Annotated in this window: 17 protein-coding genes; 2 read left to right on the top strand and 15 right to left on the bottom strand. The window is 68.5% G+C overall.

Going from position 1 to position 14038, the window contains the following annotated elements:
- Positions 1-163: 163 nt before the first annotated feature.
- From ptsP to ACTJJK_RS00245, 15 genes are all read right to left on the bottom strand, one after another.
- A complete protein-coding gene (gene ptsP / locus ACTJJK_RS00315; RefSeq protein WP_031370947.1) occupies positions 164-1873 on the bottom strand; it encodes a phosphoenolpyruvate--protein phosphotransferase in 1710 nt (569 codons plus the stop codon).
- A 13-nt stretch (positions 1874-1886) separates the two neighbouring features.
- A complete protein-coding gene (locus ACTJJK_RS00310; RefSeq protein WP_031370946.1) occupies positions 1887-2156 on the bottom strand; it encodes an HPr family phosphocarrier protein in 270 nt (89 codons plus the stop codon).
- A gap of 53 nt (positions 2157-2209) precedes the next feature.
- Positions 2210-2602 carry a PTS sugar transporter subunit IIA gene (locus tag ACTJJK_RS00305; protein ID WP_031370945.1) on the bottom strand — a complete coding sequence of 131 codons (393 nt, stop codon included), beginning with the start codon at positions 2600-2602 and terminating at the stop codon, positions 2210-2212.
- 273 nt (positions 2603-2875) lie between these two features.
- Positions 2876-3205, bottom strand: coding sequence for a hypothetical protein (locus ACTJJK_RS00300; protein ID WP_440729162.1), 330 nt, complete (start codon positions 3203-3205; stop codon positions 2876-2878).
- Positions 3206-3271: 66 nt separating this feature from the next.
- Positions 3272-3628 (bottom strand): hypothetical protein, encoded by a 357-nt coding sequence (locus ACTJJK_RS00295; RefSeq protein WP_440729161.1) that lies wholly within the window; start codon positions 3626-3628, stop codon positions 3272-3274.
- A 416-nt stretch (positions 3629-4044) separates the two neighbouring features.
- A complete protein-coding gene (gene rapZ / locus ACTJJK_RS00290; RefSeq protein WP_223619895.1) occupies positions 4045-4956 on the bottom strand; it encodes an RNase adapter RapZ in 912 nt (303 codons plus the stop codon).
- The gene (hprK, locus tag ACTJJK_RS00285) at positions 4953-5903 is read right to left on the bottom strand and encodes an HPr(Ser) kinase/phosphatase (RefSeq protein WP_031370941.1); all 951 of its coding nucleotides are present in this window, start codon (positions 5901-5903) and stop codon (positions 4953-4955) included. The genes rapZ and hprK overlap by 4 nt, the downstream gene beginning before the upstream one ends.
- A gap of 194 nt (positions 5904-6097) precedes the next feature.
- Entirely contained in the window at positions 6098-6562 is a 465-nt protein-coding gene (locus ACTJJK_RS00280) for a PTS sugar transporter subunit IIA (RefSeq protein WP_031370940.1), read from the bottom strand.
- A 42-nt stretch (positions 6563-6604) separates the two neighbouring features.
- Positions 6605-6934 (bottom strand): ribosome hibernation-promoting factor, HPF/YfiA family, encoded by a 330-nt coding sequence (gene hpf, locus ACTJJK_RS00275; RefSeq protein WP_031370939.1) that lies wholly within the window; start codon positions 6932-6934, stop codon positions 6605-6607.
- Positions 6935-7165: 231 nt separating this feature from the next.
- A complete protein-coding gene (locus ACTJJK_RS00270; protein WP_036148117.1) occupies positions 7166-8575 on the bottom strand; it encodes an RNA polymerase factor sigma-54 in 1410 nt (469 codons plus the stop codon).
- Between the two features lie 82 nt (positions 8576-8657).
- Complete coding sequence (lptB, locus tag ACTJJK_RS00265; RefSeq protein ID WP_031370937.1) at positions 8658-9377, bottom strand: LPS export ABC transporter ATP-binding protein; 720 nt, start codon at positions 9375-9377, stop codon at positions 8658-8660.
- The gene (gene lptA, locus ACTJJK_RS00260; RefSeq protein ID WP_031370936.1) at positions 9377-9904 is read right to left on the bottom strand and encodes a lipopolysaccharide transport periplasmic protein LptA; all 528 of its coding nucleotides are present in this window, start codon (positions 9902-9904) and stop codon (positions 9377-9379) included. The genes lptB and lptA overlap by 1 nt, the downstream gene beginning before the upstream one ends.
- Positions 9885-10451 carry an LPS export ABC transporter periplasmic protein LptC gene (gene lptC / locus ACTJJK_RS00255; RefSeq protein ID WP_223619898.1) on the bottom strand — a complete coding sequence of 189 codons (567 nt, stop codon included), beginning with the start codon at positions 10449-10451 and terminating at the stop codon, positions 9885-9887. Before lptC ends, lptA begins: the two co-directional genes overlap by 20 nt.
- Positions 10448-10996, bottom strand: a complete 549-nt coding sequence (locus ACTJJK_RS00250) for a KdsC family phosphatase (protein WP_031370934.1) — start codon at positions 10994-10996, stop codon at positions 10448-10450. The genes lptC and ACTJJK_RS00250 overlap by 4 nt, the downstream gene beginning before the upstream one ends.
- Before the next feature lie 109 nt (positions 10997-11105).
- Positions 11106-12131 (bottom strand): KpsF/GutQ family sugar-phosphate isomerase, encoded by a 1026-nt coding sequence (locus tag ACTJJK_RS00245; RefSeq protein WP_051884534.1) that lies wholly within the window; start codon positions 12129-12131, stop codon positions 11106-11108.
- 249 nt (positions 12132-12380) lie between these two features.
- Here ACTJJK_RS00245 and ACTJJK_RS00240 point away from each other — a divergent pair, with 249 nt between their 5' ends.
- A complete protein-coding gene (locus tag ACTJJK_RS00240) occupies positions 12381-12617 on the top strand; it encodes a BolA family protein (RefSeq protein ID WP_031370932.1) in 237 nt (78 codons plus the stop codon).
- Between the two features lie 144 nt (positions 12618-12761).
- Complete coding sequence (gene murA / locus ACTJJK_RS00235; protein WP_031370931.1) at positions 12762-14015, top strand: UDP-N-acetylglucosamine 1-carboxyvinyltransferase; 1254 nt, start codon at positions 12762-12764, stop codon at positions 14013-14015.
- Positions 14016-14038 lie beyond the last annotated feature (23 nt).

Below are 14038 nucleotides of genomic sequence, written 5' to 3'. Positions count from 1 at the left end.
TGCGGCGATTATCGCCCCTGCAGCTTACAAAGCCCAGCTTTCAGCCTTGCGTCGGAAGAAGGCGTGATTGCGGCGCCTGGAGATGAACGACGCGGCGGCGCAGCGGCGCCGGGCCAAGGCCGCGCAGACCGCGGCCGCATATCAGCTGCGTGTCAGGCGCGCATCAGCCGCGCAGCCAGGCCTCGATGCCGGCGCGGTCGCGCGCCCGCAGCAGCGCCGGCGCGCGTTTGCGCAGCACGCTCAGGTCGAGCGAGCGGATCGCGCGGCGCAATTCCAGCAAGGTCGCCGGATGCAGGCTGAATTCCTCCAGCCCCAGGGCCAGCAGCAGCGGCGCGAAGTTGGCGTCGCCGGCCATTTCGCCGCACACCGCGACCGGCTTGCCGCGCGCCTGGGCCAGGCGGATCACGTCGCGGATCACCCGCAACACCGCCGGATGCAGCGGCGTGTAGAGCTCGCTCAGCGCTTCGTTGTTGCGATCGACCGCGAGCAGGTACTGGACCAGGTCGTTGGTGCCGATCGACAGGAAGTCGATGGTGTTGATGTAGCCGGGCAGCGCGATGGCCGCGGCCGGTACTTCGATCATGGCGCCGAGCGGCACGTCGTCGGCGATCTCCTGCCCCTGCCGGCGCAGGTCGGCGGCGACGCGGTTCAACAGCTCGCGCACGCGGCGCATCTCTTCGGCCGAGCTGACCATCGGCACCAGGATCCGCACCGGGCCGTAGCCGGAGGCGCGCAGGATCGCGCGCAACTGGGTTTCGAGCAGGCCGTCGCGGGCCAGCGACAGGCGCACGCCGCGCACGCCGAGCGCCGGATTGGGCTCGTCGCGCAGGGCCAGGCCGGTCTTGTCGGCCTTGTCGGCGCCGAGGTCGAGGGTGCGGATGGTGACCATGCGGCCGGTCATGCCGAGGACGACGTCGCGATAGACGCGGAACTGTTCGTCTTCGTCGGGCAGTTCGTTGCGCTGCAGGAACAGGAACTCGGTGCGGTACAGGCCGACGCCGGCGGCGCCGAGCGAATGCGCCTCGGCCACGTCCTCGCGTGATTCGGCGTTGGCGTAGAGCTTGATGTCGACGCCGTCGAGGGTGCGGGTCGGCTCGCGGCGCAGGCGATGCAACTGTTTGCGTTCGCGGGCGAGTTCGCGGGTGCGGGTGCGGTGGCTGCGCAGGTCCTCGGCATTGGGTTCGAGGATCACCGTGCCGGTGGCGCCATCGACGACCAGGGCGTCGCCGTCGTTGATCTTCAGCAGCGCCTGGGCGGTGCCGACCACCAGCGGCAGGTGCAGGCTGCGGGCGAGGATGGCGCTGTGCGACAGGGTGCTGCCGGCGGCGGTGACGATCGCCATCACCCCCTGGGCCTGCAGTTGCGCGAGTTCGGCCGGGGCGACGTTGTCGGTGACCAAAATCTCGCCCGCGACCCCGGAGGTATCGTGGTCGCGCCGATGCAGCGCCGCATGGATGCGCCCGATCACCTGGTCGATGTCGTCGACGCGGCTGCGGAAATAGGCGTCGTCCATGGCCTCGAACACCGAGGCGATGCGGTCGCGCTGCAGGCGCAGGGCGTAGTCGGCGGCGTAGTGGCCGCTGCGGATCAGTTCGTCGAGGCCGTGCAGCAGTTCCGGGTCGTCGAGCAGCAGGGTGTGCAGATCGAGGAACTCGCCGACCTCGTGCGCGAGCGCGCCGTGCAGGCGGTCGCGCAGGGTGTGCATTTCGTTGCGGACGGTATCGATGGCGACGTGCAGGCGGGCCAGCTCGGCTTCGACCTGGTCGTGGCCGATGCGTTCCTCGGCGACTTCCAGCGCATGCGGCAGGCGGACGCGGGCGCGGCCGAGCGCGCTGCCGCGCGATGCCCCATGCCCCTGGAATTCCTGCCTCATGCGCGCCTCCGGCTCAGCTGTCTTCGTCGAAACGACGGTCGAACAGGGCGATCACCGCGTCGGCGGCATTGGTTTCGTCCTCGCCCTCGACGCGCAGTTTGACGTGGGTGCCTTGTCCGGCGGCGAGCAGCATCACGCCCATGATGCTCTTGGCGTTGACCTCGCGACCCTTGGCGGTCAGCGTGGCGTTGCTGCGGAAGGCCGACAGCACCTGCACCAGTTTGGCGGTGGCGCGGGCGTGCAGGCCGAGTCGGTTGGAAACAGTCAGGTCGCGTTCGATCATGTCGGGGTCCTCAGGCAATGGTCTTACGCGTCGTTGCGAGTCGCGTCATGCGGTCAGGCGTCATCCAGGATTACACCGTTGCGGGCGCCGGCGGCGGCGATCGCCGGCAGTTGGTCCAGTTCCAGCTCCGAGTAGTTCATCACCCGCAGCAGCATCGGCAGGTTCAAGGCCGACACGCGCCGCACCGGCGTGCCCAGCCGCGACACGCGCGCGGCGAGGTTGCTCGGCGAGGCGCCGTAGAGATCGGTCAACACCAGCACGCCGTCGCCGTCGTCGACGCGGCGCAGCGCCGCGCTCGCGAGCGGCAGCAGAGCGTCGGGGTCGGCGTCGAACGGGACCTCCAGCGCTTCGGTGCGCAGCGGCAAGGGGTTGAGCAGGCGGTTGGCGACCGCGACGAGTGCGCTGCCGATACCGGAATGGGTGATGAGAAGGACGCCGACGGACATGCCTCCAACTTAACAGAGCGGAGTGACAAGCCGGAAGCGCCGAATGCGGCGGTCCGCGGGCACGGCGACGGGCGCTCCGGGTCGAGGGCCGGAACGCGGCGGGCAACTGTTTGATTCTTCGAGTCCGCCCGCGGCGAATGCGGGGCGAGCGGTGCCGCGAGCGGGGTGCCCGGGGCGCGATGGAAGCGTGATCGATGGGCGCCGCGGCCGATCGGGATCACGGCGCAGGCGGGCCTTGCTGTGACGGCCCGCTGCGCTGCGGATGGTGCCGCGTCACCGCATCGACGGTGCGCGGTCCTCGGACGGCGGTGGCGGCCCGGTCGGTGTCGGTTGCGGGTTCTGCACCGGCGGGGTGTCGCTGGGGGTGTCGGTCGGCGGAGGCAGGTTCGCCGGCGGGAGGTCCCCCGGCGGCATGGCGGTTGCCGGTGCCGGGTCGTTCGCGGGCGGCGTCGGCCCCGGATCGGTCGTGGCCGGGGCCGGCCCGCTCGATTCCATCGGCGCCGGCTCGGGCTTGTTGCAACCGCCGAGCAGGCCGGCGGCGAACAGGGCGCTCAAGGCCGCGGCCAGGGCACGCGGGTGAGCGCGAGTGGTAAAGATATTCATGATGATCCTTGGCGGGTGATCCTTGGCGGTCAGGAGAGGGCGCGATCGGCAGCGGACGCGGCGGCGTCATTTGTCGCCGCCGCGCTTGCCATCGCCGGCCTGGTACTCGGCCAGCGACAAGGCGCCGTCGCCGTCGTGATCGTGCGTGGCGAAGTTCGCGGCGAGGCGCGCATCGAGCGCGGCTTCGTCGCGGCTGATCTTGCTGTCGCCGTTGCGGTCGAGGTCCGCGAAGCTCGCCGGTACGGTGGTGTCGGCCGGTGGCGGTATCGGTGCCTGGCCGCGTTGATCGTTGACCGGCGGCTCGGTGCGTTGCATCGCATCGCCCGGTGGTGCGGATTGCGCTTGCGCCATCGCGGCCGGCGGCAAGGCGAGCACGCCGACCGCAAGCAGCATCGGCGCGAGGCGGCGGATCATGGCTTTCATATCGTGGCTCCGTGGGGATTCAGACGCACCGGAGCGCTCAGCGCCCGGCACAGCCCGAAACTAAGGCGAGGCTTGCAAGCGTCGCGACACGGCAATGGGAAAAATTTGTAAGGACGCCAAGCCGGTCGCGGGCGAGGCTCAGAGCGCGTTCATATCGCCGCAAAGGGGGAACTGCGTTCGCCTCCCCTCTGCAAGGCGCATGCGTCAGTTCGCCCCCTTTGCAGAAGGGGGCGGCGCCCTGCGTGGTACGAAGTCTGTGGAAAGCGACTGGCGCGGGGGATTTGCTCTGCACGCGCGGCTTGACGGTGCTTAAGAGCAAATCCCCCTAGCCCCCTTTGCAAAGGGGGAGGAGGGCTGCGTTAACACGCTCAAGAAGAGGGCTGCGTTCGAGGTCTGGATGAGCTGCGGCGCGCGGCTCAGTCGAGCTCGCGATGGTGCACGGCGACTTCGTTCCAGCCGCGGGTGCGGGCGTGTTCGGCCATGCGTTCGGCCAGGTACACCGAGCGATGGCGCCCGCCGGTGCAGCCGAAGGCGATGGTCGCGTAGCTGCGCGTGCTGTCGGCTTGCAGGCGCGGCAGCCAGGTGTCGAGGAACTGGCTGATCTGCTCGACGTAGAGGTTCACGTCGGCCTGCGCTTCCAGATAATCGCGCACGCCGCCGTCGCGGCCCGACAAGGGCCGCAGCGCCGGGTTCCAGTGCGGGTTCGGCAGGCCGCGCGCATCGAAGACGAAGTCGGCGTCGGCCGGCACGCCGCGACGATAGGCGAAGGACTCGAACAGCAGCGACATGCCGGCGTCGCCGCCCATCGCGAATTCGGTGATGACGTGGCGGCGCAGCTGATGAACGTTGAGCTCGCTGGTGTCGACGATCGCATCGGCGATCTGGCGCAGGGGTTTGAGCACCTGACGCTCGAGCGAGATCGCATCGGCCAGGGCCAGGCCGAACTGGCTCAGCGGATGGCGGCGGCGGGTATCGGCGTAACGCTTGAGCAGCACGCCGTCGCTGGATTCGAAGAACACCAGCCTGGGGTCGGCGCCGAGCGCGCCGACGGCCGACAGCCATTCGGGAATATTGGCCAGGTCGCTGTGGCGGTTGCGTACGTCGATGCCGACCGCGAGCTTGGTCGGCATGCCTTCCTCGGCCTTGATCACGTTCTGCACGAACTGCGGCAGCAGTTCCGCCGGCAGGTTGTCGACGCAGTAGAAACCCAGGTCTTCGAAGGTGTTCAGCGCCACCGACTTGCCCGAGCCGGACATGCCGCTGACGATGACCAGGGTGAAAGCGTTGCTCTCGGCGGCCGAGGCAGTGTCGAAGGGGGAGTTGCTCACGATTCGCCGCGCTCCAGGAAGTTGCTGTGCCGGGCGATGAAGGCCGCGGCCGGGTCGAGGCCTTTCATGCGCAGGCTGTGCAGCCGCGTCGCCGCTTCGGTGAGCACGGCGAGGTTGCGGCCGGGCATGACCGGCAGGGTGATCATCGGCACGTCGAGATCGAGTACGCGGCGGATGCCGGTGTCGCCGGTCAGGCGCTCCATGCCGGCCGGCAGCGGTTCGCTCATCGGCTTGGTCAGGTGCACGATCAGGCGCAGGTATTTGTTGTTCTTGACCGCGGTGTCGCCGAACATCTGGCGGATGTTGAGCACGCCAAGGCCGCGCACTTCGAGCAGGTCCTGGAGCATGTCGGGGCAGGTGCCGTCGAGCACGTCGGGCGCGATCTGGGTGAATTCCGGCGCGTCGTCGGCGACCAGGCGATGGCCGCGCGTCACCAGTTCCAGCGCCAGTTCGCTCTTGCCCGATCCCGATTCGCCGGTGATCAGCACACCGATCGAATAGATCTCCATGAATACCCCGTGCAGGGTGATCTGCGGCGCCAGCGCGCGCGCCAGATGGTATTGCAGGTGATTGAGCAACTCGTGGCCACGGCGCGGCGAGACCCACAACGGGGTGTCGGTTTCCTCGGCGGCGATGCGCAGGTCTTCGGGGCAGGGCTGGTCCTTGCTGATGACCAGGGCCAAGGGCCGGAACTGGATGATCTTCTCGATCGTTTCCCAGCGCAGCCGCGAGTCCAGGCCGTCGAGCCAGGTCAGCTCTTCGGTGCCGAGGATCTGCACCTTGTTCGGATAGATCGCATTGAGATAGCCGGCCAGCGACGGGCGCCGCGCGACCGTATTGACCGCTTCGACCAGGCGGCCGTCGCCGCGTTGGCCGGCCACCCAGCGCAGGGCGAGGCGCTCGCGCTGCTGTTCGAACAGTTCGCCTGCACGGATGCTCTTGCTCATGGACGGAAGTTTACGAGCAAAGCGATGGCAGTGTCCGCATCGGCGCGGACCCGGTCGCGTCCGCGGCGCGGTGTGAAGCAAGTGGGGCGGGCGAGCCGATAGACCGGCTCAGCGGCTCGGGGAACGAGCGGGGCTGGGATCAGTGCGTCTCAGATGCGTACGCCTCGAATCGCCGCAGCCCAGAACGGCACGGCTCAGGCCGCGCTGCGGCGAACGTGATCGAGCAGGCGATAGCTCAGCTCGGCGACGTTCGGTGCCGTGCGCAATCGCTCGAGAAAGCCGCTATCGGCGAAGCGTTCGGCCAGTTCCGCCAGCAACTGCAGATGTTGCTGGACGTGGTGCTCGGGAATGGCCATGGCCAGGACCAGGTCGACCGGGCGCCCGTCGATGGCGCCGAAATCGATCGGCTGGGCCAATCTGAGAAAGGCGCCGCGGCTGTTTTCGAACAAGGGCGTGCGCGCGTGCGGAATGGCGACGCCGTGGCCGATGGCGGTGCTGGCGAGGCGTTCGCGTTCGCCCAGGCTTGCGCGCAGGGCGAACGCAGTGGAGGCATTGCCGTCGCAGAGCATGCGTGCGGCGACATCGAGCACGGTATTGCGATCGCCGGGCTCGACCACGATCGCGACCCGTTCCGCACTCAGTAATTCATAAAGCGGCATGACAGCGTGTCTGGATCGATGACCGGGTCCCGGGGAGCGGGTTCAGCCTACGAATTCGCCGTTGCGTGCGAGGCTTTCGCCACGGTGATGGTCGACTTGCTTACTCTTGTGCTTCATCAGCAGGCGGTCGAGCTTGTCGGCGAGCAGATCGATGGCGGCGTACATGTCGATGGCGGCGGCGTCGCAGTGCAGGGTACGGCCGGCGATGAGAACGGTGGCCTCGGCGCGATGGTCGGGCTTGTCGAGACTGAGCTGGGTACGCACGTCGAAGGGTTGGTCGAAATGGCGTTGCAGACGGGCCAGCTTGGTTTCCACATAGTCACGCAGGGCTGCAGTGACTTCCAGTTGCTGGCCGTGGGTTTCGATACGCATCGGAGACCTCCTTCACGTCGCGGGAGAATGCAGACTGGGCTCCGGACCGTCGGTCGTCGACGGCTTCGGGGCCTGATTGACGCCCTGGCCGGGGCCAGGGATTCCAGCATCTCACGCTCAGCTCTGGGTGCAAGTGGCAAGACCGCAACAATGGTCGTAGGTCGTTGTTAAGTCACTGATTCGATGGGGAATAGAGGCCGAAATCCCGCGGCTTTGCGGGATTTGGCGGCCTCAGGCCATGCGCACGCGCTCTTGCGACGAGGGGATGCTCATCGCCTCGCGGTACTTGGCCACGGTGCGGCGCGCGACCGGCACGCCGGTGGCCTTGAGGGTTTCGGCCAGGCGCGCGTCGGACAGGGGTTTGCGCGGGTTCTCGGCCTCGATCAGGCGCCGGATCATGGCCTGGATCGCGGTGCTGGAGGCCTCGCCGCCGGAGCCGGTGTCGATGCCGGAGGCGAAGAAAGCGCGCAGCGGCATGGTCCCGCGCGGGGTGCGCGCGTACTTGCGGGCGATCGCGCGCGAGACCGTGGATTCGTGCAGGCCGACTTCGGTGGCGACCTCGCGCAGGGTCAGCGGGCGCAGCGCGCTGTCGCCGAATTCGAGGAAACCGGCCTGTTGCTTGAGCAGGCAGCGCGCGACCTTGAGCAAGGTGTCGCCGCGCGCTTCCAGGCTCTTGAGCAGCCAGCGCGCTTCCTGCAGATGGCCGCGCAGATAGCTGGCGTCGGAGGCGTTGGCGTGGCGGATCATGCTTTCGTAGCCGCGATGGATCGAGATACGCGGACGCATCGCTTCCGACAGGGCCACGCGCCACAGGCCGTTCTGGCGCCAGATCACCACGTCGGGGGTGACATAGGTGTCGGTGGAGATCGCGCCCATCTGCGCGCCGGGGCGCGGGTCGAGCGAGCGCAGCAACTGCACCGCGGTCTCGACCTCGGCGATGTCGCGCTTGAGTTCGCTGGCCAGGCCGGCCGCGCCGATCCTCGGCAGGCGTTCCAGCGGTTCGCCGGCGATCACCAGGGCCAGGGCCTTGCCCGGGGTGTCGTCGGACAAGGTGTTGAGCTGCAGGCTCAGGCACTCGCTGAGCGAGCGAGCGCCGGAGCCGACCGGGTCGAAGCGCTGCACCTGGTGCAGCACGGTCGCGACTTCTTCCTCGCTGACGCCCATCGCCAGCGATTCGACGATCGCGGCCAGGCTTTCGCGCAGGTAGCCGTCGTCGTCGATCGCCTCGATCAGGGCCACGCCGATGCTGCGGTCGCGCTGCGACAGCGGGCTGAGGTGCAGTTGCCACAGCAGATGGTCGTGCAGGGTCTCGGCCTCGGCGACCTGTTCGGCCGCGGGCGAGTCTTCATCGCCGTGATCGGAGGGCCCGACCCGCTCGTACCAGGTCTCGCCGTCGTCCATGGTCCATTCGGGTTCGGCGGTCGGCGCTTCGGCGCCTTCCTCGGTGCTCGGCGGCGGGCGCGGTTCGTCTTCGTTGACCGCGGACGGGTCGGTCCAGTCGAGCAGCGGATTGCTCTCGATCGCGGTGGCCAGTTCGGCTTCCAGTTCGACAGCCGACAGCTGCAGCAGGCGAATCGCCTGCCGCAATTGCGGCGTCATCACCAACTGTTGTCCGAGCGAGGCTTGGAGGCGGGGCTTCATCATCGATTGCTAACGCGACCTGAGATGGCTGTCGGCCCGGGCCGCGCGTCGTGGGCGCCGTCCGCGCCCGGCAACCGCTAGGTTACAGACGGAACTGCTCACCCAGATAGACACGGCGGACATCGGGATTGGCCAGCAGCGCGTCCGGAGCCCCCTGCGCGAGCACGCCACCGTCGTTCAGGATATACGCCCGGTCGCAAATGCCCAAGGTTTCACGGACGTTATGGTCCGTGATCAACACTCCGATGCCGCGATTCTTGAGATGGCGCACGATTCGCTGGATCTCGCCGACCGAAATGGGGTCGACGCCGGCGAAGGGTTCGTCCAGCAGCATCAGGCGCGGGCGGGCGGCCAGGGCACGGGCGATCTCGACCCGGCGGCGCTCGCCGCCGGACAGGCTGGCGCCGAGCTGCTCGGCGACATGGGTCACCTGCAGTTCGTCCATCAGGCTGGCCAGCTCGCGCTCGATGCCGGCGCGGTCGAGGTCGTCGCGCAGTTCCAGCACCAGGCGCAGGTTGTCGGCGACGCTGAGCTTGCGGAACACCGAGGGTTCCTGCGGCAGGTAGCCGACGCCGTACTTGGCGCGGGCGTACATCGGCTCGGAGGTGATGTCCTTGCCGTCGAGGACGATCTGGCCGGCATCGGCCGGGACCAGGCCGACGATCATGTAGAAGCAGGTGGTCTTGCCGGCGCCGTTGGGGCCGAGCAGGCCGACCACTTCGCCCGCATCGAGGGTCAGGCCGAAGTCGCGCACGACCTCGCGCGAACGGTAGGCCTTGCGCAGGCCTTGTGCGACCAGCATCAGCCGCCTCCCTTGGCCGGCGCGGCGGTCTTGCTCTTGGGCAGCATGCGAATGTTGACGCGGCCGCCGGTGCCACCGCTCTCGACCTGGCCGGTCTTGGAGTTGTAGACGATGCGTTCGCTCTTGATGGTGTCGCCGTTCTTGTCGACGTAGGCGTTGCCGGTCAGGACGATGGTGTCCTTCGGCATGTCGTACTCGATCTTGTTGGCGCGGCCGTTGAACGGAGCGCCGTCGTCGAGTTCCTGCTTCAGCGTCGCCTGCGAGCCGGTCAGGGTGACGAAGCTGATGTCGCCGCCGGCGCGCTTGATGTCGGCCTTGGCGGCATTGATGATCAAGGTGCCTTGGGTGATCTTGACGTTGCCGGTGAGCACGCAAGGGCCCGAATCGGTGCTGACCGAGCAATTGCTGCTGTCGGCGCCGGCATCCATGGGCTGGTTGCGGTCCGAAGAGCGCGCGAGCGCGGCCGCCGGCGCCAGCAGAAGGGCGACCAGGCACAGCGCCGGCCAGTTAGCGGGCTTTCGCTTCATAGCGGACCTTGACGTTGGGGATGGTGACGTTCTTGGTTTCGAGATCGGCCTGCAGTCCCGAGCCCGTCATTATAGTGCCGGGCTGAATCAACCTGACCGGAACGGCCGACGTGGCCTTGTTCGTGTCGGGGAACACGTTCAGTTCCTCGGTCGAGATATTGATCGGCTTGCCGTCGGCATTGGTGCTGTCGGCCTTGACCTGGCCGCGCAGGCGTACTTCGTCGCCCTCGGCGCTGACCCAGCCGCGCTGCGAGCGCACTTCCCACGGCCCGCCGCTGCCGCCGGCCTTCGGCGGAATCAGGAACAGCGGGGTGGTGACGTCCAGGGTTTTTTCGTTCGGGTCGCGGGTCAGCTTGGGAGCGCGCAAGGTGAACGATTCCTTGCCCTCCTTGTTGAGCACGACCGCCTCGAACTGGTTGAGCACGTAGTCCGGGCGCGCCTCGGCGCGGCCGTCGCCGCCGTTCTTGTCGCGTTGCGACCACAGCGCCCAGCCGCTCAGCGCCGCGGCGGCCATCAGGATCAGGGTCAGCATGCCGCGCCAGCTCATCCGAGCGCACCGGTCAGCACGCGCTCGGCATGGCCTTGCGCGCCCAGCAGCAGATCGCACAGTTCGCGCGCCGCGCCTTCGCCGCCGCGCGCGACGGTGCGCCAGTGCACGCGCTCGCGCACCCAGGGGTGAGCATTGCCCGGGGCGACCGACAGGCCGACGTGGGGCAGGATCTTGAGGTCGGCAAGGTCGTCGCCCATGAAAGCGACCTGGTCCAGCGACAGCCCCAGGCCGGCGGCGATCTGCTGTACGCAGGCGAGCTTGTCGGCGACGTCGCCGTGGGCAGTGGCGCCGAGCTCGGCCGCGCGCTGGGCGGCGATGACGCCGCCGCGGGCGGTGACGAAATGCACGGCGATGCCGAACTTGCCGAGCAGCGACAGACCCTGGCCGTCCTGGACGTGGAAGCTTTTGAGCTCGCGCCCCTCGCTGTCGTAGGTCAGCCGGCCGTCGGTCAGCGTGCCGTCGACGTCGAAGCAGGCCAGCCGGATGCGGGCGGCGCGTTCGCGGATTTCAGCGGGGTAATCGTTGAGGTGGCTGTAGGGCACGGGATCGGGAATCGAGAATGGGGAATAGGGAATCGTCTGCACCGAATGGGGTGGGAATCGCGAGGAACCGCTTTGCGATTCCCTATTCTCGATTCTCCATTCCCGGCCGTTAAACCACTCTCGCACGCAACAAGTCGTGAATATTGAGAGCGCCGACCACGCGGCGTTCAGTGTCCACGACCAGCAGGCCGCTGATCTTGTGGGTTTCCATGAGCTGCGCCGCCTCGACCGCGAGCGCGTCGGCGCCGATGGTCTTGGGCGAGCGCGTCATGACCTCGGCGATGCGGGTCGAACGCAGGTCCACGCCGGCGTCGTCGAGGGTGCGGCGCAAGTCGCCGTCGGTGTACAGACCGATCAGGCAGCCGGCGTCGTCGACGATGGCGGTCATGCCCAGGCGCTTGTGGCTCATCTCGACCAGAGCCTCGCTGATGCTGGCATCGGCGTGAACCCGCGGCACTTCCTCGCCGGCATGCATGATGTCGGTGATGTGCAGCAGCAGGCGCCGGCCGAGCGCGCCGGCCGGGTGCGAGCGGGCGAAGTCGTCGGCGGTGAAGCCGCGCGCCTCGAGCAGTGCGACCGCGAGCGCGTCGCCCATCGCCAGCGAGGCGGTGGTGCTGGAGGTCGGCGCCAGGTCGAGCGGGCAGGCCTCGGCCGGCACGCTGACGTCGAGGTGCACGTCGGCTTCGCGCGCCAGGGTGGACTGCGGCCGGCCGGTCATCGCGATCAGGCGGTTGCCCTGGCGCTTGAGCACCGGCAGCAGCATCAGCACTTCGTCGCTTTCGCCCGAGTAGGACAGGGCCAGGACCACGTCGGCGTCGGTGATCATGCCCAGGTCGCCGTGGCCGGCTTCGCCCGGGTGGACGTAGAAAGCCGGGGTGCCGGTCGAGGCCAGGGTCGCGGCGATCTTGCGGGCGATATGGCCGGACTTGCCCATGCCGGTGCAGACGACCCGGCCGCGCGCGGCCAGGACCAGCTTGCAGGCGGCGGTGAAATCGCCGTCGATCCGGGCCGCGACCGCCGCCAGCGCCTGGGCCTCGATCTCGAACACGCGGCGGCCGCTCTGGGCCAGGCCGGCCTGGGCCGCGGGCGATTGCAGGAAGGCGGGATCGAGGGCGGGGCGTGCGGTGCTGGTCATAGAGTGGCCGTTTCGAAGGTCGCCATTTCGGACCGGAGGGCTTTCCGCTAGGCTAATCCGTCAATTCTAAGCGGTTCGTCCGCCCAGCGCCGTCCCGCGCGGCAGATCCTGCCAGGCAAGGATCCGTCCCGGGCGGCGGCCACCCCGCATTCAGCCGGCTTCCGGCGCACGCAGCGCGTCTGCGTCGTCCGCATTGCCGCTTCATCCCTTGGCCCGCACGGCGGGCCGCATCACCCAGAGGCTCGAGTAGTGAACGCCGAAACCATCCGCTCCCTGATCGAACAAGGCCTGCCCGGCGCGCAAGCGCAAGTGAGCGGCGACGACGGCGTCCACTTCGAGGCCACCGTGATCGCCGAGGCGTTCCGCGGCAAGCTGCCGCTGGCGCGCCACCGCCTGGTCTATTCGACCCTGGGCGAGCGCATGGGCGGCGAGATCCACGCCCTGGCGCTGAAGACCCTCACCCCCGAAGAGGCCGGCAATCGCTGAAGCGGTGGCGCGGCGAGCGCTCGCCAGCGGGCCCGCGCCGACCCTGCGACCTGCCCAAGGCGGCACTTCACCGAGACCTCACCCGTCCCCGGCCGTCTGCTCTTACCATTGCTGATTCTTCATTTCCTATACCCGGCTCCCTAAATGCAAAAAATCGTGGTCGAAGGCGGGCAGCCGCTCAATGGCGAAGTCCAGATTTCCGGCGCCAAGAACGCCGTGTTGCCGATCCTGTGCGCGACCTTGCTGGCCGATGCGCCGGTGACGATCCGCAACGTGCCGCAACTGCACGACGTGCTGACCACCGCCAAGCTGCTCGGCGAGCTCGGTGCCGGCGTGCGCAGCGAAGGCGCGACGATCACCGTCGACCCGACCACGGTCAACAGCCATGTCGCGCCGTACGAGCTGGTCAAGACCATGCGCGCCTCGGTGCTGGTGCTCGGCCCGCTGCTGGCCAAGTACGGCGAAGCCGAAGTCTCGCTGCCGGGCGGTTGCGCGATCGGTTCGCGCCCGGTCGACCAGCACATCAAGGGCCTGCAGGCGCTCGGCGCCGAGATCACCGTCGAGAACGGCTACATCAAGGCGCAGCGCAAGGGCCGCCTGAAGGGCGCGCGTTTCGTCTTCGACGTGGTCACCGTCACCGGCACCGAGAACGTGCTGATGGCCGCGGTGCTGGCCGAGGGCACCAGCGTGCTCGAAAACGCCGCGATGGAGCCCGAGATCGTCGACCTGGCCGACTGCCTCAACGCCCTGGGCGCGCGCGTCGAGAACGCCGGCAGCGGCCGGATCGTCGTTCACGGCGTGGAAAAATTGCACGGCGGCAGCCACGACGTGCTGCCCGACCGCATCGAAACCGGCACCTTCCTGGTCGCCGCGGCGATGACCGGCGGCCGCGTCACCGTCACCCACAGCCGTGCCGACACGCTCGACTCGGTGCTCGACAAATTGCGCGATGCCGGCGCCCAGATCGAAGTCGACGGCGACCGCATCACCCTCGACATGGGCGGCCGCCGCGCCCGCGCCATCGACATGGTGACCGCGCCGTACCCGGCGTTCCCGACCGACATGCAGGCGCAATTCATGGCGCTCAACTGCGTCGCCGAAGGCGTGGGCGTGATCAACGAGACGATCTTCGAAAACCGCTTCATGCACGTCAACGAACTGCTGCGCCTGGGCGCCGACATCCGCGTCGACGGCCACACCGCGGTGATCCGCGGCGTGCCCAAGCTCAGCGGCGCGCCGGTGATGGCGACCGACCTGCGCGCGTCCGCGTCGCTGATCCTGGCCGGCCTGGTGGCGCAGGGCGAAACCACGATCGACCGCATCTACCACCTCGATCGCGGCTACGAAAACATCGAAGCCAAGCTGTCCAAGCTGGGCGCGAAGATCCGCCGGGTTTGACGACGAGCGTATTGCACTTGCGA

The sequence above is a fragment of the Lysobacter sp. 22409 genome (genome assembly GCF_052045105.1).
Taxonomy (GTDB): domain Bacteria; phylum Pseudomonadota; class Gammaproteobacteria; order Xanthomonadales; family Xanthomonadaceae; genus Lysobacter; species Lysobacter antibioticus_B.
Note: the sequence above shows the minus strand (reverse complement) of the source record. Positions and strands in the feature narration are given on the sequence as shown.